The sequence below is a fragment of the Mesorhizobium sp. WSM4313 genome, from assembly GCF_002294725.1.
Classification (GTDB): Bacteria; Pseudomonadota; Alphaproteobacteria; order Rhizobiales; family Rhizobiaceae; genus Mesorhizobium.
In genome coordinates this window covers 90137-111963 of the sequence record NZ_NSFT01000015.1, presented here as the reverse complement: position 1 = coordinate 111963, position 21827 = coordinate 90137, and the positions used below count along the sequence as shown (strand labels likewise).

General features: G+C 64.2%; 21 protein-coding genes. 12 read left to right on the top strand and 9 right to left on the bottom strand.

The window, feature by feature from the left end; genetic code table 11:
* Positions 1–17 precede the first annotated feature (17 nt).
* Positions 18–1022, top strand: coding sequence for a xanthine dehydrogenase accessory protein XdhC (xdhC, locus tag CK219_RS25655; protein ID WP_095769426.1), 1005 nt, complete (start codon positions 18–20; stop codon positions 1020–1022).
* On the opposite strand, the gene dps is transcribed toward xdhC, so the two are convergent.
* Positions 959–1447: a DNA starvation/stationary phase protection protein Dps gene (gene dps, locus CK219_RS25650; protein ID WP_095769425.1), complete on the bottom strand. Its 489-nt coding sequence runs from the start codon at positions 1445–1447 to the stop codon at positions 959–961. The two genes, xdhC and dps, sit on opposite strands and share 64 nt — an antisense overlap.
* Positions 1448–1672: 225 nt before the next feature.
* Between dps and CK219_RS25645 the strand changes: the two genes are divergently transcribed.
* Positions 1673–2503, top strand: coding sequence for a PhzF family phenazine biosynthesis protein (locus CK219_RS25645; RefSeq protein ID WP_095769403.1), 831 nt, complete (start codon positions 1673–1675; stop codon positions 2501–2503).
* 89 nt (positions 2504–2592) lie between these two features.
* Here CK219_RS25645 and CK219_RS25640 read toward each other — a convergent pair whose 3' ends face one another.
* Positions 2593–3513, bottom strand: a complete 921-nt coding sequence (locus tag CK219_RS25640; RefSeq protein ID WP_095769402.1) for a LysR family transcriptional regulator — start codon at positions 3511–3513, stop codon at positions 2593–2595.
* Between the two features lie 132 nt (positions 3514–3645).
* On the opposite strand from CK219_RS25640, the gene CK219_RS25635 reads away from it, so the two are divergent.
* The 4 genes from CK219_RS25635 (at position 3646) to CK219_RS25615 (ending at position 8258) form a co-directional block, all read left to right on the top strand.
* Positions 3646–4872: a urate hydroxylase PuuD gene (locus CK219_RS25635; RefSeq protein ID WP_095769401.1), complete on the top strand. Its 1227-nt coding sequence runs from the start codon at positions 3646–3648 to the stop codon at positions 4870–4872.
* A gap of 2 nt (positions 4873–4874) precedes the next feature.
* Positions 4875–6191, top strand: coding sequence for a guanine deaminase (gene guaD, locus CK219_RS25630; protein ID WP_095769400.1), 1317 nt, complete (start codon positions 4875–4877; stop codon positions 6189–6191).
* A 307-nt stretch (positions 6192–6498) separates the two neighbouring features.
* Positions 6499–7002 (top strand): heme-degrading domain-containing protein, encoded by a 504-nt coding sequence (locus CK219_RS25620; protein WP_095769399.1) that lies wholly within the window; start codon positions 6499–6501, stop codon positions 7000–7002.
* Positions 6999–8258 carry a glycerate kinase gene (locus CK219_RS25615; RefSeq protein ID WP_095769398.1) on the top strand — a complete coding sequence of 420 codons (1260 nt, stop codon included), beginning with the start codon at positions 6999–7001 and terminating at the stop codon, positions 8256–8258. The genes CK219_RS25620 and CK219_RS25615 overlap by 4 nt, the downstream gene beginning before the upstream one ends.
* A 275-nt stretch (positions 8259–8533) precedes the next feature.
* On the opposite strand, the gene CK219_RS25610 is transcribed toward CK219_RS25615, so the two are convergent.
* The 5 genes from CK219_RS25610 to CK219_RS25590 form a co-directional block, all read right to left on the bottom strand.
* On the bottom strand, positions 8534–9307 hold the full coding sequence (locus CK219_RS25610) for a UdgX family uracil-DNA binding protein (RefSeq protein WP_176477145.1): 774 nt from the start codon (positions 9305–9307) through the stop codon (positions 8534–8536).
* Positions 9308–9355: 48 nt separating this feature from the next.
* Complete coding sequence (locus CK219_RS25605) at positions 9356–10762, bottom strand: glutamine synthetase family protein (protein ID WP_095769396.1); 1407 nt, start codon at positions 10760–10762, stop codon at positions 9356–9358.
* Between the two features lie 11 nt (positions 10763–10773).
* Positions 10774–12150: an aspartate aminotransferase family protein gene (locus CK219_RS25600; RefSeq protein WP_095769395.1), complete on the bottom strand. Its 1377-nt coding sequence runs from the start codon at positions 12148–12150 to the stop codon at positions 10774–10776.
* A 117-nt stretch (positions 12151–12267) separates the two neighbouring features.
* Entirely contained in the window at positions 12268–13242 is a 975-nt protein-coding gene (locus CK219_RS25595; RefSeq protein WP_095769394.1) for a WD40 repeat domain-containing protein, read from the bottom strand.
* Positions 13243–13508: 266 nt separating this feature from the next.
* Positions 13509–14540, bottom strand: a complete 1032-nt coding sequence (locus CK219_RS25590) for a GTP-binding protein (RefSeq protein ID WP_095769393.1) — start codon at positions 14538–14540, stop codon at positions 13509–13511.
* A gap of 372 nt (positions 14541–14912) precedes the next feature.
* Between CK219_RS25590 and CK219_RS25585 the strand changes: the two genes are divergently transcribed.
* Positions 14913–15386: a MarR family transcriptional regulator gene (locus CK219_RS25585; RefSeq protein WP_027169177.1), complete on the top strand. Its 474-nt coding sequence runs from the start codon at positions 14913–14915 to the stop codon at positions 15384–15386.
* A 186-nt stretch (positions 15387–15572) separates the two neighbouring features.
* On the opposite strand, the gene CK219_RS25580 is transcribed toward CK219_RS25585, so the two are convergent.
* On the bottom strand, positions 15573–16433 hold the full coding sequence (locus CK219_RS25580; RefSeq protein WP_095769392.1) for an AraC family transcriptional regulator: 861 nt from the start codon (positions 16431–16433) through the stop codon (positions 15573–15575).
* A gap of 44 nt (positions 16434–16477) precedes the next feature.
* Here CK219_RS25580 and CK219_RS25575 point away from each other — a divergent pair, with 44 nt between their 5' ends.
* The 5 genes from CK219_RS25575 to CK219_RS25555 all read left to right on the top strand — a co-directional run bounded on the left by CK219_RS25575 (position 16478) and on the right by CK219_RS25555 (position 20821).
* On the top strand, positions 16478–16885 hold the full coding sequence (locus CK219_RS25575; protein WP_095769391.1) for a DUF2000 family protein: 408 nt from the start codon (positions 16478–16480) through the stop codon (positions 16883–16885).
* A 423-nt stretch (positions 16886–17308) separates the two neighbouring features.
* Positions 17309–18193, top strand: a complete 885-nt coding sequence (locus tag CK219_RS25570) for a DMT family transporter (RefSeq protein ID WP_176477149.1) — start codon at positions 17309–17311, stop codon at positions 18191–18193.
* 66 nt (positions 18194–18259) lie between these two features.
* Positions 18260–19282, top strand: a complete 1023-nt coding sequence (locus CK219_RS25565; RefSeq protein WP_095769389.1) for a LacI family DNA-binding transcriptional regulator — start codon at positions 18260–18262, stop codon at positions 19280–19282.
* Positions 19279–20259 (top strand): 2-hydroxyacid dehydrogenase, encoded by a 981-nt coding sequence (locus CK219_RS25560; protein ID WP_095769388.1) that lies wholly within the window; start codon positions 19279–19281, stop codon positions 20257–20259. Before CK219_RS25565 ends, CK219_RS25560 begins: the two co-directional genes overlap by 4 nt.
* Before the next feature lie 175 nt (positions 20260–20434).
* Positions 20435–20821 carry a hypothetical protein gene (locus CK219_RS25555; protein ID WP_095769387.1) on the top strand — a complete coding sequence of 129 codons (387 nt, stop codon included), beginning with the start codon at positions 20435–20437 and terminating at the stop codon, positions 20819–20821.
* A gap of 18 nt (positions 20822–20839) precedes the next feature.
* Here the strand turns inward: CK219_RS25555 and CK219_RS25550 are convergent, their stop codons facing one another.
* The gene (locus CK219_RS25550; protein ID WP_095769386.1) at positions 20840–21613 is read right to left on the bottom strand and encodes a gamma-glutamyl-gamma-aminobutyrate hydrolase family protein; all 774 of its coding nucleotides are present in this window, start codon (positions 21611–21613) and stop codon (positions 20840–20842) included.
* Positions 21614–21827 lie beyond the last annotated feature (214 nt).

Here is a 21827-nt window from a genome sequence, read left to right as displayed (position 1 = left end):
AAGTGGAAATGCAGACGATGAACTCGAAGGCGCAACAGCTGAAGGAATTCCTCGGCCGGGTCGGCCGGGCTGCATTGGTGGAGGTGGCGGCGACGAAGGGTTCGACGCCGCGCGAAGCCGGTGCCTTCATGCTTGTCTCGGCATCGTCGATTTTCGGCACCATCGGCGGCGGTCAGCTCGAATACATGGCGATCGACAAGGCGCGGCAGGTATTGAATGCAGGGCAGCGGTCGCGATCTCCGGCCGGTGAAGCCCGAACCGAGGTCGATGAGGTCTGCGCAACGCTTGACGTCCCGCTCGGGCCGGAAATCGGCCAATGCTGCGGCGGCCGGGTCGAGGTGTCGATCCGGCTCGTCGATGCCTCGCTGGAGCAGCAACTGATCGCCAAGGCTGAATCGGAAGAGGTGCGTCTGCCGCATGTCTATCTCTTCGGCGGCGGCCATGTCGGCCAGGCGCTGGCCGCGTCGCTGGCGTTGCTGCCGATCCATGTGTTCGTCGTCGAGACCCGCGCTGAGGCGCTGGAAGGCATACCGGAAACGGTGGAGACGCGGCTGACATCGTTGCCCGAAGCCGTGGTGCGCGAGGCGCCGGCGGGATCGGCGTTCGCGATCCTGACCCATGATCATGCGCTGGATTTCCTGATCGTCGCCGAGGCGCTGAAGCGCGACGACAGCGCCTATGTCGGCATGATCGGCTCGAAGACCAAGAAGGCGACCTTCAGGAACTGGTTCCTGAAATCCGCCGAGGGCAGCGAAGCGCAGTTCGCTCGGCTCGTCTCGCCGATCGGCGGCAATGCGGTGAAGGACAAGCGCCCATCGGTGATTGCAGCGCTCGCCGCCGCAGAGATCATGACGGCGCTGGTGTCGCACGGCGCCCAGCCGGCTGCTTCGGCCGCGCCCGAAAAGACGATGGCGAGTAACTCCTGCCGGCCATGTTGTGAAAGCCGGGAAGCCTCTGGCTATTCCTTTTCCTGCGTGTGCGCCTCGAGGAACCACAGCAATTTGTCGAGCGAGCGCGAATAGGCGGTGAAGATGTCCGCCGTATCGCGATCGCCGGCGTCGTCGGCCTCGTCGATCGCTTCGCGGGTCAGCTTGGCGGCCGTGGCATAGCGGTCGATCAACGCCGCCAGATGATCCTTGGTCTTGTGGATGTCGGTCGGATAAGGTTTTAGCCTCGTCGCCTTCGACACTTCCTGCGAGGTGCCGTGCGCGGTGCCGCCGAGCTGCACGGCGCGCTCGGCGATGATGTCGACATGGCCGTCGATCTCCTCGCGGAATTCGTCCAGCATCTCGTGGATGGCGATGAATTGCGGGCCCTTGACGTTCCAATGCGCCTGCTTGGTGATCAGCGCCAGGTCGATGGCGTCGGCAAGCCTGGCGTTGAGCAGATCGATCGATTCCTTCTTGGCATCGGATTTGAGGTCGTTCTTGGTGACGATGGCGTCCATGGTCGGCTCCTGTCCCGCTGCGTCGCATGATGAAAGCTGAAGGCGGCCCGAACGACCGCCAATCGTCAGAACGGCGATGACCAGAATTTCGTTCCGCGTTGGATCGAGGGGCACCATCCCCGATTGCAGGTGTGACTGGCGCTCACCGCTGCTTGCTGCTTTCCTCATTTCCCAAAGTGGCGCGAAACGTGTTTGTTGCGCCTCACGGATAACGGGGTCAGGAACATGGACATATTGAAGATCGCCGCATTTTCGGACGGGAACACCGGCGGCAATCCCGCCGGCGTGGTGATTGGCGAGACACTGCCCGACGTCGCCGACATGCAGCGTGTCGCGGCGGAAGTCGGCTTCTCGGAAACCGCCTTCGCGGCGCCCGAAGGCAGCGGCTGGCGCGTGCGCTACTTTTCGCCGGAGTCGGAAGTGCCGTTCTGCGGCCATGCCACGATCGCGCTCGGCGCGGCGCTGGTCGGAAAGTTCGGCGACGGCATCTTCAGGCTGACCCTCAACCAGGCGGACATCACCGTCGAAGGCTTTCGCGATGGCGCCAACTTTGCCGCCGCCTTGCAGTCGCCACCGACGCGCAGCAAGGCCGCATCCTCGGAACTGGTCGGCGAAGCGCTCGCCTTGCTTGGCTATGAGCCGGGCGATCTCGATCCCGCCATTCCGCCGGCGCTCATCCATGGCGGCGCCGATCATCTCGTGCTGGCGCTGAAGTCGCGCCAGGCGTTGGCGGCCATGGCCTATGACTTGAAGCAAGGCCAGTCCTTCATGCGGCGCGAAGGCCTGGTCACCATCCTTCTCGCCCATGCCGAGACGCCACGCCTCTTTCACACGCGCAATCCCTTCGCGTCCGGCGGCGTCTACGAGGACCCGGCGACGGGCGCTGCGACCGCTGCCTTTGCCGGCTATCTGCGTGATCTCGGCTGGCCGCATGGCGGCGCCATCGACATCGTCCAAGGCGAGGATATGGGTATGCGCTCGCGCCTTCATGCCGATATTCCACCGGCCCCCGGCAGCTCGATCAGGGTGTCCGGAACGGCCAGGCTAATGGACTGATCTGAAGCAATTCTAGACAAAATGCGCCGCAGTTAGGTTCGGCGCCTTTCGCCGTAGCCTTCCGTCCGGAATGGTGACGCCACCGGCCGTTACTTCCCGGCCAGGAGGTCCTTGATCAGCCGCTGGCAGCGCTCGGCCATGAAATCGAGCAGCAGCCGCACCTTCGGATCCTGCAGCTTCTTGTGCGGATAGACGGCGGCGAACTGCACCGGCGTCGGCGGCGCCTGGGGCAGGATCACCTTCAGCCGCCGGTCGCGGATGAACGGCTCGACCTCGAAACGCGGCTTGTTGATGATGCCGCGCCCCGATAGTGCCCAGCCGGTCAGAACGTCGCCGTCGTCGGTGTCATAGGGACCGTGCACCTCGAATTTCTGAGGTCCGTTCGGCGTCTGCAGCGTCCAGACATATTCGCGCGCGCCGGCATAGCGCAGCATCAGGCAGTCGTGCTTTTTACCGATCAGCTCCTGCGCCTCGGTCGGCTCGCCGCGCGCTTCCAGGTATTTCGGCGCCGCCACCAGCACGCGCTCGCATTCCATGATGCCGCGCATCCTGAGGCTCGAATCCTCGATGATGCCGAGCCGGAAGGCGACGTCGATGCCTTCTTTCATGATATCGACATTGTGGTCGGAAAGCCGAAGCCGCACCTCGATATCGGGATATCTGTCGTGGAAGTCCGGAATGCCTGACGCGATCAGCCTCCGGCCGAGGCCGAGCGGCGCCGTAACCCTGATGGTCCCGCGCGGCTGGCCGGAGAGCGCCGCGACCGCCGCTTCCGCCTCGGTGATCGCGTCCAGCACCTGCTTGGCGCCGGTGTAGAATACCGTGCCATGCTCGGTCGGCATCAACTGTCTTGTCGTACGGTTGAACAGCCGCACCCCAAGATGCTTCTCAAGCTCCTTGATGCGGTTGGAGGCGACCGCCGGCGAAATGCGCATGTCGCGCCCCGCCGCCGACAAATTGCCGAGCTCGACGACGCGGACGAAGACAGCGATGTTGTCGAGATAGGCCATGTGTGGCTCTCAAAAGGCTGAGCGGGGCAACCCTAGTATTTTCCATTTTTTTTTGAAAGTCATCGCGCACCTCGCCTCTTTTCGTTTGCGCGCCAGACCGTAAAGTCGCTCTCATCGGCAGGGACGAGTGCAATGATGGATTTCGCGATTTTCTGGGACTGGCTGAGTTTCGCGGTCCGCTGGCTGCACGTCATCACCGGCATCGCCTGGATCGGCTCGTCCTTCTATTTCGTCGCGCTCGACCTCGGCCTGCGCCAGCGGCCCGGCCTGCCCGCCGGAGCCTTCGGCGAGGAGTGGCAGGTGCATGGCGGCGGCTTCTACCACATCCAGAAATATCTGGTGGCGCCGGCCGAGATGCCGGAGCACCTCACCTGGTTCAAATGGGAATCCTACGCCACCTGGCTGTCGGGCTTCGCCATGCTCTGCGTGGTCTATTATGCCGGCGCCGATCTCTTCCTGATCGATCCCAACGTGCTCAACATCTCGGTGCCGGTCGGCATCCTCTTGTCGCTGGCCACCATCGGCGTCGGCTGGATTGTCTACGACCTGCTCTGCCGCTCGCCGCTCGGCAAGAGCGACACCGGGCTGATGCTGGTGCTCTATTGCGTGCTGGTGTTCATCGCCTGGGGGCTGACGCATCTTTTCACAGGCCGCGCCGCCTTCCTGCATCTTGGCGCCATCACCGCGACCATCATGTCGGCCAATGTCTTCATGGTCATCATCCCCAACCAGAAGATCGTCGTCGCCGACCTGATCGCCGGCCGCAAGCCCGACCCGAAATACGGCAAGATCGCCAAGCAGCGTTCGCTGCACAACAACTACCTGACTTTGCCGGTCCTGTTCCTGATGCTATCGAACCATTACCCGCTGGCCTTCGGCACCGAGTTCAACTGGGTCATCGCTTCGCTGGTCTTCATCATCGGCGTTTTGATCCGGCACTATTTCAACACCGTGCATGCAAGGAAGGGCAACCCGACCTGGACCTGGCTGGGCGCTGCCGTGCTGTTCATGATCATCATCTGGCTGTCGACCGTGCCGAAGGTGCTGACCGGCGAGCCAAAGATCTCCGCCGCATCCGCCGCCGCGCAGGTCTACATCGCCTCGGCGCATTTCCCGGCCGTGCGCGACACCGTGCTGGGCCGCTGCTCGATGTGCCACACGCAAGAGCCCGTCTATGAAGGCATCTACCATGCGCCGAAGGGCGTGCTGCTCGACACCGATGAGCGCATCGCCGAGCATGCGCGCGAGATCTACATCCAGGCCGGCCGGGCGCATGCCATGCCGCCCGCCAACGTCACCCAGATAACCGACCAGGAACGGGCCCTTCTGGTCGCCTGGTTCGAAGGCGCCGGAAAGTAAGCATGACAGCGAAAATTCTGCGCGGCCGCACACTCTCCTTCCTGCGTTGGCCCGAAACGATCGACGACCATTCCGCCTGGCGCTACGAGGAAGACGGCGGGCTGCTAGTCGACAACGGCAGGATCGCCGCAGCCGGCTCCTATGCCGAGGTCTTGAAGAAGGCGGGCGCCGGCGTCGAGACGATCGACCATCGCCCGCATCTGATCCTGCCGGGTTTCCTCGATGCGCACGTTCATGTGCCGCAGATGCAGATCATCGCCTCCTACGGCGCCGAGCTGCTCGACTGGCTGAACAAATACACCTTTCCCGAAGAGTCGAAATTCCAGAACGCGCAGCACGGCCGCCGCATCGCCAGGGTCTTCCTCGACGAGATGCTGCGCCAGGGCACGACGACCGTCGTCGCTTATTGCTCGGTGCACAAGTCTTCGGCTGAAGCCTTCTTCGCCGAGTCGCATGAGCGCAACATGCTGAACATTGCCGGCAAGGTGATGATGGACCGCAACGCGCCGGACGGCGTGCTCGACACGGCGCAGACAGGCTATGACGATACCAAGGCGCTGATCGCCGAATGGCACGGCAAGGGCCGCCAGCTCTATGCCATCACGCCGCGCTTCGCCATCACCTCTACGCCCGAGCAGATGGAGATGGCCGGCGTGCTCTGCCGTGAGCATCCCGATCTCCACATGCAGACGCATCTGTCGGAAAACCACGCCGAGATCGCTTTCACCCAGGAGCTTTACCCCTGGTCGCGCGACTACACCGACGTCTATGAGCATTACGGCCTGCTTGGCAAAAAAAGCCTGTTCGGCCATTGCATCCATTTGTCGGAACGCGAGGCGGACGCGCTGTCGCAATCGGGCTCGGCCGCGGTGTTCTGCCCGACCTCCAATCTCTTCCTCGGCTCCGGCCTGTTCGACTATCAGCGTTACCGCCGGCGCGAGAAGCCGCTTCGCATCGCCGCCGCCACAGATGTCGGCGGCGGCACCAACTATTCGATGCTGCGCACCATGGATGAGGGTTACAAGGTGATCGCGCTGAACGGCGAGAAGCTCAACCCGTTCCAGTCCTTCTGGCAGCTGACGCTCGGCAATGCCGAGGCGCTGTCGGTGGCCGACAGGGTCGGCACGCTGGACGAAGGCACCGATGCCGACATCGTCGTGCTCGATGCTCATGCCACGCCGGGCATGCGGCTCAGGATGGAGACTGTGGAGACGCTGGCGGAAGAGCTCTTCCTGCTGCAGACGCTGGGCGACGATCGTGCCGTGCGCGAGGTCTATGTGGCAGGCCGGCCGGCGAAGAGCGCGATTGTGGCCGGATAAGTCCCGACAATGGGGTAGATCTTCGAGTAGGGCAAGATGATGACTGCGCCTGGTTGCCAAGTGGTTCCCCCATTCCGTCGCCGCTTCGCGGCGCCACCTCTCCCCCCTCCGGAGGGAGAGGAAAGGGGCCAACTGGAAAGGCGCCAGCTTGAATCGCTTCGCGCCTTTCCTCTCCCCCGTCGATCGGGGGAGAGGTGTCGAACGAAGCTCGACGGAGTGGGGGTCGACCCTGGCGCGCCCGCGACGAGTGCTTGACCAGACAGAGCTTGTCGTACAAACGACGGTGTCGATTTTCGGAGAAAGAGACATGGCCACCGCCGACGACATCGCTCTGATCAAGAAACAGGAAGCCACGCTGGTCTTCCCGGCCTTCGACGAGGCCGTCGCCTTCAAGATCGGCTCTGCCATCAGGGACAGGGCTCTGAAGGAAGACCTGCCTATTATCGTCGACATCAGGACCTTCGACCGGCCGCTCTTTTATGCCGCGATGCCCGGCTCCAACGCGTCAAATCCCGATTGGGCGCGGCGCAAGATCAATGTCGTAAGGCGCTATCTCAGAAGCACCTATCGCCTGGTGCTGGAGCAGCAGCGTCCGGACCGCACGTTCAAAATCGGCGAAGCGCTCGACATTGCCGATTATGTGCTCGCCGGCGGCGGCTTTCCGGTCACCGTCAAGGGTGCCGGCGTCATCGGCGTCATCGCCGTCTCGGGCCTGCCCGAGCGCGAGGATCATGGCGTCGTGGTCGATGCGCTCTGCGCGCATCTTGGCATCGATGCGAGCGGGCTCGTGCTGCCGCCGGAAGAAAAATGACCGACCCGAAAAGCTTTCTCACCTCGATCTTCGACGCCGCCGTCGCCGCCGCCGATCCGGAAAAGACGATCCGCAATCATTTGCCGGCGAAGCCGAAGGGCCGCACCGTAGTCATCGGCGCGGGAAAGGGCTCGGCGCAGATGGCCGCCGCTTTTGAGAAGGTCTGGGATGGCCCGATCGATGGACTAGTCGTCACCCGCTACGGCTATGGCGCCAGATGCGAGCGCATCGAGATCATCGAAGCGGCGCACCCGGTGCCGGATGCCGCCGGTCTCGAGGCGTCGCGCCGGCTGCTGGAGAAAGTGCGTGGGCTGACTTCGGACGACCTGGTCGTGGCGCTGATTTCCGGCGGCGGCTCGGCCCTGCTGCCGTCGCCGGCTCCGGGGCTGACGCTTGCCGACGAGATCGCCGTCAACGAGGCGCTGCTTGCCTCCGGCGCGCCAATCGCGGCGATGAACACCATCCGCAAGCATGTCTCGACCATCAAGGGCGGACGCCTGGCCGCCGCTGCCCATCCTGCGAGGGTGGTGTCGCTGGTCGTTTCCGATATCCCGGGCGACAATCCGGCGCTGGTCGCATCGGGACCGACCGTTCCCGACACCGGCAGCCGCGCGGATGCGCTGGCCTCGATCGCCGCCTACGGCATGAAGCTGCCGGCCTCGGTCATGGCGCATATCCAGTCTCCGGCCGCGGACGCGCCGCGCCCCGACGATCCACGCTTCGGCGGCAACGAAGTGCACCTGACCGCCTCGGCCGGCGTCTCTCTGGAAGCCGCTGCCGCCGAAGCGAAGCGGCAAGGCATCGAGGCTGTCATCCTTTCGGATGCCATCGAAGGCGAAGCGCGTGAGGTCGGTGGCGTGCACGCCGCGATCGCCCGCGAGGTGGCGACGCGCAATCGCCCGTTCGCAAAGCCGGTGCTGATCCTGTCCGGCGGCGAGACGACGGTGACATTGCGCGCCAAGGGCAAGGGCGGCCGCAATTCCGAATTCCTGCTCGCTTTCGCCATCGGCATCGACGGCGTGAACGGCATCCACGCTCTGGCCGCCGACACCGACGGCATCGACGGCTCGGAGAACAATGCCGGCGCCTTCGCCGACGGCTCGACCGTGGCGCGCATGCGCGCGGCAGGCGTCGACGCCAAGGCGATGCTCGCCGGCAACAATGCCTGGACGGCCTTCAATGCGGTCGGAGATTTGTTCGTCCCGGGGCCGACCGGCACGAATGTGAATGATTTAAGGGCAATTCTTATCCGCTAGCGGCAAAGCCGTCATTCCAGGGCGAAGCAGGAGCGAAGCTCCGTCGCGAAGACCCTGGAATCCATTCCGTGACGTCGGGCAAGGAATGCAGCGGAGCTGAATTCTGAACCGTTGCGGCGCATCGAAGTCACGGAATGGATCCTCGGGTCTGCGCGCGTCGCTTCGCTCCTTGCTCCGCCCGTGGATGACGAAGCGATAGGCGCTTCGGCTAATCTCCAACGCCGCAGAGCCGTTCAAAAGCGCACGCCCACCGGTCCCTCGGGTGCGTAGAACGATCAAGCAGCCATCAGCCCTTTCACCTTCCGCATATCATGCAAAAACCGGTCCCTCTCCGCCTCCTTGTCCTCACGATCGCGGATGCGCAGGATGAAGGAGGGGTGGATGGTCACAAACACGCGCAAGCCATCCTCGCGCTCGATCACATCGCCGCGCATCTTGGTGATCGGCACGGCCTTGCCGAGCAGCGACTGCGCCGCCGTCGCGCCGAGCGCCACCACGAGGTTCGGCTTGACGAGGTCGAGCTCCTTGTCCAGCCACCAGCGGCAGGCCTGGATTTCGCCCGCATTGGGCTTGGAATGGATGCGCCGCTTGCCGCGCGGCTCGAATTTGAAGTGTTTGACCGCATTGGTCACATAGACCTTGCGGCGATCGATTTCGGCGTCGTCCAGGATGCTGTCGAATATTCTGCCGGCCGGGCCGACAAATGGTTTGCCGGCCAGATCCTCCTGATCGCCTGGCTGTTCGCCGACGAAGACCACGTCCGCGCTTTCCGGTCCTTCGCCGAACACGGTCTGCGTTGCGTCATGCCAAAGCGGGCAGCGGCGGCAGCCCTTCGCCTCTTCGCGCAACTCCGGAATATCTTCGGCTTCAGGCGCCACCACATCGGCCGGCTCGGGCGTCGGCCAATGCTTGGCCTTCACCTTGGCATGGCGCGGTACTGGGGTGGTTGGCATCCGGTCGATCATCTCTGACGCGGCTCTGTCTGCTCCTGCTATCAAATCTGGAATGAGCGAGGCCACGGGAAGGTTCCGCCAATACTTCTTCGGCATCTCCTGCCGTCGGCAAAACATGATTGCCGCGCCTGTCAGGCCCTGTGCTCAAACCTCATGCAGATAAAGATGATAGTCCAGCTCGCTGACGGTCCGCGCAACGCGCAGATATTCCGCCTGCTTGATCGCCACGAAGGTTCTGTGCAGGTCGGGGCCGAGCGCCGACTTCAGGAAATCGGAGCCTCTGGCCGCCTCGATTGCGGCGCGCCAGTCGGCGGGCATGGTCGATTTCTCCGTTGCCTGTTCATAGCCGTTCCCGGTGGTCTCGAGGCCTGGGTCCAGACCCTCGTCCAGGCCCTTGACGATGCCGGCCAGCACCGTTGCGGCGACAAGGTACGGATTCGCGTCGACGCCCGATGGCCGGTGCTCGATGCGGCGATTCCTGGCGTCGCCCGCCGGCACGCGCAGCGCCACCGAGCGATTGTTGACGCCCCAACTGGGCGCCACGGGGGCATAGGATTGCGAGACGAAGCGGCGCCATGAATTGGCGTGCGGCGCAAACACCAGCATGGATTCCGCCATGGTGTGGATGAGGCCGCCAAGCGCGTTGAGCAGGCTTAGCGACCATTTCTCGCCGGCTGCCTCGGTGAAGACGTTGCGGCCGCCATCGTCTTGCAGCGAGACATGGAAATGCATGCCCGATCCGGCATAGGCCTCGATGGGTTTGGCCATGAAGCAGGCGGTGACGCCGTGCCGCCGCGCCTGCGCCCGCACCAGCCGCTTCAGCATGACGAGATCATCGGCCGCCCTCATCACGTCCCTGCGGTAGTTGAGCGTCAGTTCGTACTGGCCCGGCGCGTATTCGGAAATCACCGTCTCGGCTGGAATGCCTTGCGCCCTCGCGGCTGCGTAGATGTCGGAAAACAGCGGCTCCATGCCATGCAGATGGTCGACCGAATAGACCTCGGTCTTGGCCGAGCGGCGGCCGTCGAGCACCGCGCGGGCAGGCTGAACCTTGCCATCCGCGTCGCGCTCATTGGACAGCAGGAAAAACTCAAGCTCGAAGGCGCCGGCCGGATGCAGGCCGCGTGCCGCCAGCAGTTCCACCTGCCTTGCCAGCACTAGCCGCGGGTCGGAGGTCATCGGCTGGCCGTCGAGATGGTGCATCGACATCAGCACCTGGCCGCGCGGCGGGTTGGTGCCGAAGAGCGGGACCAGCGTGCCGGGGATCGGCCATGCCCTGAGATCGCCGTCGCCGGTGTCCCACACCAGTCCGGTTTCGTGCACATCCTCGCCGGTGATGTCGAGGCCGAGGATCGAGATCGGCAGATGCCGGCCGTTCTCGAAAATGCCCATCAGCTCGTGCCGGCGCACGATCTTGCCGCGGCCGATGCCGTTGGCGTCGGTGAGCACGATGTCGAACGCCTCGATCTCAGGATGCGCGTCGAGAAACGCCTTCGCCTCGGCGGGAGTCGAGCCGGAAGGAGAGGTGGTAGCGGCGTTCAGATTGTCCATCGCCGCTTTTCTCACGCCGCAAGCTTGCCCGCAACCGCGGCGAAGGCGGCGATCAGTCGGCTCACTTGCGCCGAAGTCGTTGCCGGTGAGATCAGCATCATGTTGTGGAACGGCGCGATCAGCACGCCGCGATTGACCAGCGCGACATGGATGGCGGCTTCGAGCTCCGGCGCATGCGCTTGTTCCGCCTCGCCGCCGTTCCCAAGCGGTCCGGGCGCGCAGATGAACTCGACGCGGGCGCCGACCCGCGCGACATGCCAGGGCAGCTTGTTTCGCTGAATGACGGCGGAGAGTCCCGCATCGAGGCGGCGCGCCAGCCGGTCCATATGGGCGTAGGCTGCCTCCGTCATCACCTCTTCCAGCGTGGCGCGCATCGCCGCGAATTGCAGCGGGTTCGCCGACAGCGTGGTGCCCATGCCGGAATAGCCAGGCTCCTTGGTCTGGTTGTAGGCGCCATAGCGCGTGGCGACCTCCTCGCTCATGCCCCAGATGCTCGCCGGCACGCCGCCGGCCACCGGCTTGCCGAGCACGAACAGGTCCGGCTCCAGCCCGTGCTTGCGCGTATAGCCGCCCGGGCCGGTCGAAATCGTGTGCGTCTCGTCGATCAGCAGCAGCGTGCCGGCCGCGCGGGTCAGGCGCCGCAGCGCGTCGTGGAAGCCGGGTTCCGGCAGCACCATGCAGGAATTGGTCAGCACCGGCTCGGTGATGACGCAGGCGACGTCGCGGTCGGCAAGTGCTGCTTCCAAGGCTGCAACATCGTTGAATTCGATAATCTTCGTGGCTCGCGCCAGGTCGCGGAATTCGCCGGCCAACCCAGGCCGGTTGACCGGTTTGCCGTCGATCAGCCGCACCATCGTCTCGTCGACCGAGCCATGATAGCAGCCGTTGAAGACCAGGATCTTCTCGCGCCCGGTCACCGCGCGGGCGACGCGCAGCGCAAAGCGGTTGGCGTCGGTGGCGGTGGTGGCGATCTGCCAGTAGGGCAGGCCGAAGCGCTGCTGAAGCAGTGGGCCGATCGCCAGCGCATCCTCGCTTGGCAGCATATAAGTCAGACCCCGAGCGGCCTGCCGGCGGATCGCGCGGGCGACCGCCGGCGGCGAATGGCCGAGCATCGAGCCGGTATCGCCGAGGCAGAAATCGTCGAGCCTATTGCCGTCGATGTCAGTGATGGTAGCGCCCTTGGCGCCGTCGACCAGGATCGGGAACGGCGTCGGCCAGTCGCTCATCCAGTGCATCGGCACCCCGCCGAGGAAACCGGCAATGCCGTTGCCGAGCTTCGCCTCGGATTTCGGCCGCGCCTTGCGGAAAGCGGCCGCCTCCGTCTCGCGCAATTCGGCGATGCGGGCGACGTCGATGCCGCCGATGGAAGTCCGGTCGATTGAATGCATGAAGTCCCCTCAGGCAGTAAGGCAGTAGGCAGTAGGCAGTAGGCAGTAGGCAGTAGGCAGTAGGCAGTAGGCAGTAGGTGCGGTCGTCCCTAAGCCCTACTGCCTATTCCCTACTGGCTACGCGGTGATATCGATCACGCCGCAATCGCCGGCGGCGCTGCCAAACACGACGCGGCGTTCTTCCTTGTCCCACATCATCGACGTGATGGCGCCCTTGCCGGGGCGGCGCAGCAGCACTTCCTTGGCGTCGGCGAAGCGCGCCGCGATCACCATGCCGTCCTCATAGCCGATGGCCACGACATCCTGGCTCGGATGGCAAGCGACGCAGGTCACCATGGTATTGCCGCGCGTGCCGAGCTCCAGCGGCGCCTTGCCCATCGGCCCGTCTTTGCTGGCGAACGGCCACACGATCGCTGCCGGCGCGCCGGAGCTCGCCAGCCACTTGCCCTTCACGCTCCAGGACAGGCTCTTCACCTTGCCGGGATAGCCGCTCATGCGCATTTGCTTGCCGTCGGCAAGCTTCCAGCCATGCAGCGCGTTCTCCTGCATGGTGGTGACGAGGAAGGCGCCGTCCGGTGAAAAGGTGATGCCGGTATGGGCGCCTGCCCATTCGAGCTCCACCGGCTTGCCCTCGGCCGCCGGGAAATGCAGCGTCGCGCCATTGTAGCGGGCGACGCCGAAACGCATGCCCTTGGGCGAGAAGGCCAGCCCCTCCACCGAGCGCGGATGGCTAAATTCCTTGATCTTGCCGTCGGCGAAACGCACGAAGGCCGTCTTGCCCGAAGCATAGGCGATCGCGCCCTGCGGTCCGGCAGTGACGCTGGTGATCCACTTTTTGCCGGCGCTGGCCAGCTCGCTCACCTCGCCGCCGGCCTTCACGGCAAACACCTTGCCATCCTCGCCGCCGGTGATCAGCCGGTCGTTCGCCGCGTCATGGAAGGCGGCGAGCAGGCCGTCATTGGCCTGAACCGTCTTGTGCCCATTATCGAGCCGGTGGATCGCGCCGTCGGCGAGCGCGAAATGCGGCACGTCGTTCAAGAAGACGGCGGCAACGCAATGGCCTTCGAGATCAAGCGGGGCGACTGTGGGCATGAGGACTTAATCCATTTGAGATTCCTGCCCTTCCCATAAGCGGTTGGGCTAAGGGCCTCAACCCGCTTCGGATTGCGGTAAGGAAGGGCGCCGGCATTGCGACTTTCCCTTCCCCCCCTTGTGGGAGAAGGTGGCCGCGAAGCGGCCGGATGAGGGGTGCTCCAGGGAAAGCCAGCGTCTCACTCCGCTGGAACACCCCCAACCGTCTCAGCGCTGCGCGCCGATTCACCTTCTCCGACAAGGGGAGAAGGAAGAAGGCGCGGAAATCAAGCCGCCTGGCAGGCCTCAAAACTCTTCCTGAGCCGCTCGGCGTCGAGATCGCGGCCGATGAAGACCAGCCGGCTTTCGTGTTTTTCGCCATCCTTCCAGGCGCGCTGGTGGTCGCCTTCGAGGATCATGTGCACGCCCTGCAGCACATAGCGGTCCTCGTCGCCCTTCAGCGCGATGATGCCCTTCAGCCGCAGGATGTTCGGCCCTTCCATCTGGGTCACCTTCTCGATCCAGGGAAAGAATTTCTTGGGGTCCATCTCGCCGCCGCGCAGCGACACCGACTTCACCGTCACGTCATGGATGTCGGAAGCATGGTCGTGATGGTGATGATCATGACCGTCATGATCATGATGATGGTCATGGTCGTGATCATGCGCGTCGAGGAAATGCGGATCGTTCTCCAGCGCCCGCGACAGGTCGAAGGCGCCGCGGTCGAGCACTTCGTCAAGCGCCACGCCGGAACGATGGGTGCGATGGATTTTTGCCGCCGGGTTGATGGCGCGGATCGTCGCTTCGACCTTTTCAAGCTCATCGGGCGTGACGAGGTCGGTCTTGTTCAGCACCACCACGTCGGCGAACGCGATCTGGTCCTCGGCTTCCTTGGAATCCTTCAGGCGCAGCGGCAGGTGCTTGGCGTCGACCAGCGCCACAACCGCGTCGAGCTTGGTCTTGGTGCGCACGTCGTCGTCCATGAAGAAGGTCTGCGCCACCGGCACCGGGTCGGCGAGGCCCGTGGTCTCGACGACGATGGCATCGAAGCGGCCCGGGCGTTTCATCAGGCCTTCGACGACGCGGATCAGGTCGCCGCGCACCGTGCAGCAGACACAGCCATTGTTCATCTCGTAGATTTCCTCGTCGGATTCGACGATCAGGTCGTTGTCGATGCCGATCTCGCCGAACTCGTTGACGATGACGGCGTAACGCTTGCCGTGGCTGTCCGACAGGATGCGGTTGAGCAGCGTCGTCTTGCCCGCGCCGAGATAGCCGGTGAGAACGGTTACGGGGATTTGCGTCTGTGCGTCGCTCATGGGTAGCCTCGAAAATCCTGGATTGTCGGCCTGATATAGGATGGGTGTCGCGCTTTTGCACGCGCCAAACCGATGGGCCAGGCCGGCCCTCCAAGCGGAGCGGCGCCACACACGGATCGGCGGCGGCCGAGGCAGGCCAGACGCAGGAACTGCTCGGGCGCCCAAGCGCCTTCATCAGCGTCCGCTGTGAATCTCGCCGGTGCAAAAGTCGTTTGTCATCTAACTGAAATAAACATCTGGCATCACCTGCGCGGGCACCGCAATGCTTGCCGGCAAAGCGTTCCGCAAGCCGGACTCTTTAAATCGTCATTTGCCAGCCGTCGGACAGCCTCTATGCTTGTCCGCGCCGGTTCGGCCGAAGAGGGAACGACCATGGCCAAGGCGGACAAGACAGCGACAATGAGCCGGCTGCATTCGGCGGCAAGGCTGGCGCGTACAGCGCTCGCCGCGCGGCTTCTGGCGCACGGCTTCTATGCCGGCCAGGACCAGATCATGCTGGCGCTCGACCGCGAGGACGGCCAGACCCCCGGCAACCTCGCCGGTCGGCTCGGCGTGCGCCCGCCGACCATCACCAAGACCATCAACCGGCTGCAGGCGCAGGGTTTCCTGGAAAAGCGCGCCTCCAACGCCGATGCCCGCCAGGCCCATATCTTCCTCACCGAGTCCGGCCGTGAAACCATCCGCGCCATCGAGAAGTCGGTCAAGAAGACCGAGAAGCAGGCGCTGAGAGGCCTCGACAAGAAGGACCAGAAGGCGCTGTTCAAGCTGCTCGCCCGCATCGAGGCGAATCTGTCGAACGAAGATCTGGTGCTGATCGACGATGACGCGGAGTTGGATGAAGCGTGACGCGTGAGCGTCATCGCTCACCGCGAGACGTTCGAAGCGCGATGCGTAGCATCGTCGCTCCACGCACCGGCTTAGCATTGCAAGCGCGACGCGTAAGCGTCGTCGCTTCACCCAAGTATCGGCGGCTTAGCGGAAAAGGCGACGATGCTGCGCATCGCGCCTGAGCGACGACGCTGCGCGTCGCGCTTACGCGTCGCGCACCAGCGCTGCCCAGCGCCCCGGCGTCATGCCGAACGCCTTCTTGAAATGCCGGTTGAAATGGCTCTGGTCGCTGAAGCCGGCGCCGGCGGCGATTTCCGCGAGCGACTCGCCCTCGGCGATCATGCGCCGCGCCTTTTGCAGCCGGCGCATCAGCAGGAAGCGATGCGGGCTGGTCGAATAGGTGGCGCGAAAATGGCGCGACAGCGCGTAGCGGTCGAGGCCGGTGACGGCCTCCAGCTCATCGGAGCGCACCGGTCGCTCGGCATTCTCCTCGAGATAGTCGCGGGCAAGCGCGGCGGCGCGCCATGCGGTCTTGCCCGTTGACTTTGCCGGCTGCCCGGCATGGCGTTTGAGGTGTTGCGCCAGCTGCGCAACGAAATCTGCCACGAACAGGTCGCCGAGTGCCTCGTCCAGCGGTGCCAGCGCCGACAACAACGTGTCGCGCAAGCATGGATCGTCGACCACGGCGTCGCGGACGAAAGGCAGCGGCTCGCCATCGAGGCAGTCGAGCAGCAGGGACGGCTCCAGATACAGGATCCTGTAGCGCAGGCCGTCTTCCGTGCCGGCGCCGCCATCGTGCAATTCGTCTGGATGCAGCACGATCGCCTGGCCGGGCAGGCTGTGTTGCAGCGCGCCGCGATAATGGAAGCGCTGCACGCCATGCAAGGTCACGCCGATCGCGTAGGTGTCGTGCCGGTGCAGCTCGAAGGCGTTGCCATGGAAGCGCGCCTCGATGCGTTCGAGACCCGAGCCGCCCGGAGCCGAAACGATGCGATCGCCGTTGGCCGCATCCGCGCACGAACGTTCAAGACCTTCCTTCGCTTCTTCGCTTAGAGCCTGCGCCATCGCCTGTCCCGCCCGTCACGGGCCGTCTCGGAGTCTCAATCTTGGTGTTCGACACGAAAATTGCAATTGTTCTCAGAGAGGACCTGCCGGTGTGGCAGAAGCTCAACGTCACCGCGTTCCTGACCAGCGGCATCGTTGCGCAGTTCCCCGAAATCATCGGCGAGGCTTACCGTGATCGTGCCGGCAACCTCTACAACCCGATGTCGATCCAGCCGGTCATTGTCTTGTCGGCCGATGCGGCGACGCTGGGTACGATTCACCGCCGGGCATTGGAACGCGGCGTGACGACATCCGCCTATGTCGAGGAGATGTTTTCGACCGGGCACGACGTCGCCAACCGCGCCGTCTTCGCCGAATTCGCCCCGGACGACGCCAAGGTCGTCGGCATCGCCATGCGCGGCGAGAAAAAGCTCGTCGACAAGATCACTAAGGGCGCGCGCATGCATGGATGAATTATGCCATCTGAACCGTCGAGATTGGCAGCGAACTCACCAGCTTCGTCATCCACGGGCGGAGCGGGAGCGAAGCGGACGCGGAGACCCGAGGATCCATTCCGTGATTTTGATCGTAGGGTGCTGCGGAGCAGAATTCTGCACCGTCGCAACACGTCGCAGTCACGGAATGGATCCTCGGGTCTCCGCGTCCGCTTCGCTCCTTGCTCCGCCATAGAATGACGACCGCGAGGTGCACTCAGGCCATCGCCAAGCAACAATGCGCTCTAAGCCTGTCCGAAGCGCTTGTTGGGCCAGTCGCTTTTGGCTTGCTGGCAAGGGCCGATTGCCTCAGAAGGGTACCGTCTATCTTCCTTCGGCCCGACCTTGAGCGCTCCCAGAAACAATGACGACAGCGCGACGCCGCCCGCGGCGATGCTTCTGATGCTGTGCGTCTATGTCTGCTTCACCTTTCTCGACACCTCCAGCAAATATCTGGTGCTGGCCGGCGTCTCGGCGCTGATCGTCGCCTGGGCCCGCTTCACCGTGCATGTCCTGCTGGTCGGCATCTTCCTGCGCGGCTGGCGCGAGCCGGTTCGCTTCCGCGCCAACAACCTGCCGGCGCACCTCTTGCGCGGCGTCCTTTTGTTCGGCTCGACCATGTTCAATATCCTGGCGCTGCGCACGCTGCAGTTGGCCGAGACAACGTCGATCTATTTCTTCGGCCCGATGGTCATCACCGCGCTTGCCGGCCCGCTGCTCGGCGAATGGGCCGGCTGGCGGCGCTGGCTGGCGATTCTCACCGGCTTCGTCGGCGTGCTCATCATCACCAGGCCTGGCGTCGGCGTGTTCGGCATCGGTCATCTCTTCGCGCTTGGCTCGATGCTGTCGAACAGTTTTTACGTGATCATGACGCGGCGCATGTCGTCGACGGAGACCTCGGAGAGCCTGATCCTCTTTTCGGCGCTGGCACCCGCCGTGCTGCTCCTGCCGCTGCTGCCTTTCTCGCTGTCATTGCCGCAGGATGGCTGGCACTGGGTCATCCTGTTGATGCTCGGCGTCTTCGGCGCCGGCGGCCACTATTTGCTGGTCCGGGCCTATCGTCTGGCGACCACGACCCAGCTCGCGCCCTATCCCTATTCGCAGATGGTGTGGATGATCATTTCCGGCTGGCTGATCTTCCACCAGTTCCCCGACCGCTGGACGCTGCTCGGCGCCGCCATCATCGTTGCCAGCGGGCTCTACATCATCCATCGCGAGCACCGGCTTCGCGTCCGCAACTCCGCCTCGCTCGACACCGAGGCCGAGGCGCTGGCGAAAAAACTTTGATTTGCGCCGAATCCGGTGGCATAAGGCCGTTTTAAAAAATTTAAAGACCCTGGGGAGCGAAGGGCACTGGCACAGAAGATCAAGCTTTCGACGATCGCGGATGCGCTCGGCGTGTCCACGGCAACGGTGTCGCTGGCGCTGCGCGACAGCCCGCTGGTCGCCGGAACGACGCGCGAGCGCATCAAGGAGCACGCCCGCGCCATCGGCTATATCTACAACCGTCGCGCCGCCTCGTTGCGCACCTCGCGCTCCGGCATCGTCGGCGTCGTCGTGCACGACATCATGAACCCGTTCTTCGCCGAGATACTGCGCTCGATCGAAAGCGAGCTCGACCGCAGCCGCCAGACCTTCATCCTGTCAAACCACTACGACCAGCTGGAAAAGCAGCGCACCTTCATCGACACGCTGCTGCAGCTGGGCGCCGACGGCGTCATCATGTCGCCGGCCATCGGCACGCCGGCCGAGGACATCATCATGGCCGAGGAAAACGGCCTGCCGGCAGTGCTGATCGCGCGCACCGTTGCCGGCGCCGATGTGCCGGTGTTCCGCGGCGACGATGCCTATGGCACGGCGCTCGCCACCAATCATCTGATCTCGCTCGGCCACAAGCGCATCGCCATGGTCGGCGGCACCGACCAGACCTCGACCGGCCGCGACCGCTACCAGGGCTATCTCAACGCGATGGAGGCGGCCGGCCTGGAGGTGAAGCCGTCCTGGCGCATTCCCGGGCCGCGCACCAAGCAGGCGGGTTTCGAGGCCTCGGGACAGTTTCTGGCGCTGAAGGACAGGCCCACCGCTGCCTGCTGCTGGAACGATCTGGTCGCGATCGGGTTGATGAACGGCATCGCGCGCGCCGGCCTCGTGCCGGGCGTCGATATCTCGGTCACCGGCTATGACGATCTCGAGGAGGCGGCAATCGCGACACCGGCCCTGACCACGGTCTGGAACGGCCAGCGCGAGGTCGGCCGCCGCGCCGCCAGCGCCCTGCTTGACAAATTGAACGGACAGGCAGTGCGGCCCTCGCAGGAGCTGATCAAGCCGGAACTGCATGTGCGGCAGTCGACCGGCAAGCCGGTGGAGCGTGCATGAAGGCCGAAGGAAAATTGCCGGTCGCCATCCTTGTGCCGGGCGATTTCAACGACCATGCCCTCGGCCGCATCGACGAGGCGTTCAAGTGTGTGCGGATCGAACGCGCCGATCCGTCTTTGGTTACGGACGAGATCCGCGCCACGGTGCGCGGCATCGCCTCCTATGCAGGCATCGACGCGGCGATGATCGATGCGCTGCCCAATCTTGAGATCATCGCCAGTTTCGGCGTCGGCTATGATTCGGTCGACGCCGGTCATGCGGCCAAGCGCGGCGTCATGGTCACCAACACGCCCGATGTTTTGACCGAGGAGGTCGCCGATACTGCCATCGGCCTTCTGATCAACACTGTGCGCGAGCTCTACGCCGCCGAGAAATGGCTGCGCGACGGCGACTGGGTGACCAAGGGCAATTATCGCCTGAGCCGGCTTACATTGCGTGGCCGCCGCGTCGGTATCTTCGGCATGGGCCGCATCGGCCGGGCCGTCGCCCGTCGCCTTGAAGCCTTCGGCCTGCCGATCGCCTATCACAACCGCCGCAAGGTCGAAGGCCTGGCTTACGAATATCATGCCACTTTGAAGGGGCTTGCCGAAGCCGTCGACACGCTGATCTGTATTGCCCCGGGCGGCACCTCCACCGAGAAAGCGGTCAATGCCGAGATCCTGTCGGCGCTGGGTTCGAACGGCGTCTTTGTCAATATCGGCCGCGGCTCGACGGTGGACGAGGCAGCCCTTGCTGCCGCCCTCAAGAGCGGCACCATCGCAGCCGTCGGGCTCGACGTCTTTGCCGACGAGCCGAACGTGCCGCAGGCCCTGCTCGATGCTCCCAACGCCTCGCTTCTGCCGCATGTCGGCTCGGCGTCGGTCCACACCCGCCGCGCCATGGCCGATCTGTGCGTCGACAACCTCGTGTCGTGGTTTACCGACCGCCGGCCGCTGACACCGGTGCCCGAGACGCTCAACGTCAAGGCGCGCGCCTGAGGCGTTTCTCGGTCCTCACGAAAACGGCAAACCGCCTGCCTCTTTGTTTTGGTGTAATTCCGGACGGAAAGCCGTCCTGGAAATTGCTCCAATCCGCACCCGTCGCCACATTTATTAACGCCCACTTAACCCTTTGGAATCATTCTGCATACTTGGTTATGTGCGGAGAGGCAGGGTGAAGCTGTTCGTTGGCTTGGCAGCATCGGTAGCGTTGTTCGGGGGCGTTCAGTTCCTGCATGGCGGCAACGGCCAAAGCGAGGCCACCGAACTCATCCCGACAAACGCCTATCGGCTGACCGCCAATGGCGATGAAGCGGCCTGCGCCATCCAGCGCGGCGCCGAAGTCTCGAAAGGCCTGTCGTTGCTTTCCGTCGCCCCGAACTGCCGCAAGCTGATGCCTGGCATCGAGCACGCGAAATTCTGGCGCGAGCAGGCGGATGGTTCGGTCGCTTTCAGTGACGACGGGGTCGATCCGATCGTCACCTTCGGCGTTGCTGATGGCGACGGCTACGAATCCTACGCGCCGGCCGCGCCGCTTCTGGCGCTGAGCACGAGCGAATAGCCGCGGAACTGTCCAGGCTTACTCTGCCGCGGCGCGGGCACCTGTTTTGGCGGCCGCATGCAGGCGCACCGCATCGCCGAAGGCCTTGAAGATCTTGGCGGAATTGCTGTCCGACTTCACCCAGTATTCGGGGTGCCATTGCACGCCGACTGCGAAGGCACGAGCATCCTTGACGGAGACTGCTTCGATCGTGCCGTCGCTGGCCAAAGCCTCGACCTGGAGCCTGGAGCCCAGCAGGTCGATCGCCTGGCGATGCAGCGAGTTCACCTTGATCTCGCCGGCGCCGAACACACCGGCAAGGCAGCTTCCGGGCTTGATCGAGATCGTCTGGTGGATACCGAAGCGCTCGTCCTGATTGTCGCTCACCGGCGCGCGGTGGTCGAGCGAGCCATCGCGCTCCTGGATCTCGGTGCCCAGCGTGCCGCCGAGCGCGACGTTCAGCTCCTGGATGCCGCGGCAGATGGCAAGCAACGGCACGCCGCGCTCGATCGCCTTGCGGATCAGCGGCAGCGTGGTTGCGTCGCGCGCCGGATCATAGGGGCCGTTGGCCTCGCTGGGATCGCCGCCATAGAGCGAGGGATGCACGTTGGACTTTGAGCCCGTCACCATGACGCCGTCGACCGACGACAGCAGCTCGTCGAAATCGAGCCGGTCGCCGAAGGACGGCACCAGCAGCGGGAACACGCCGGCGCCGGCAACCGCCGCTTCCAGATACTGCTGGGGTGCCGCGTGCCAGGTGTAGTTGTCGAACTGGCGGACGTCGGACGAGACTGCGACGAGCGGTTGCTGCATTTTGGGTTTGGGTTCCTTCGAGAGCTAAGGAGTTAATCTGCCTACAAAATAGGCGATCTGAAGGCAGTTTGCCATGGCAAGTTTCGCTGCCTTGCATGGGCCAGCGGCAGGCTCGTTAGACTATAGTTGCACGCGGCGCCGGAATGGCTGCAACCCTCGCCCGCAACACTGGACTCGACCCTTTGCCTGTGTATGTTTCTTCCCCAACCGATCC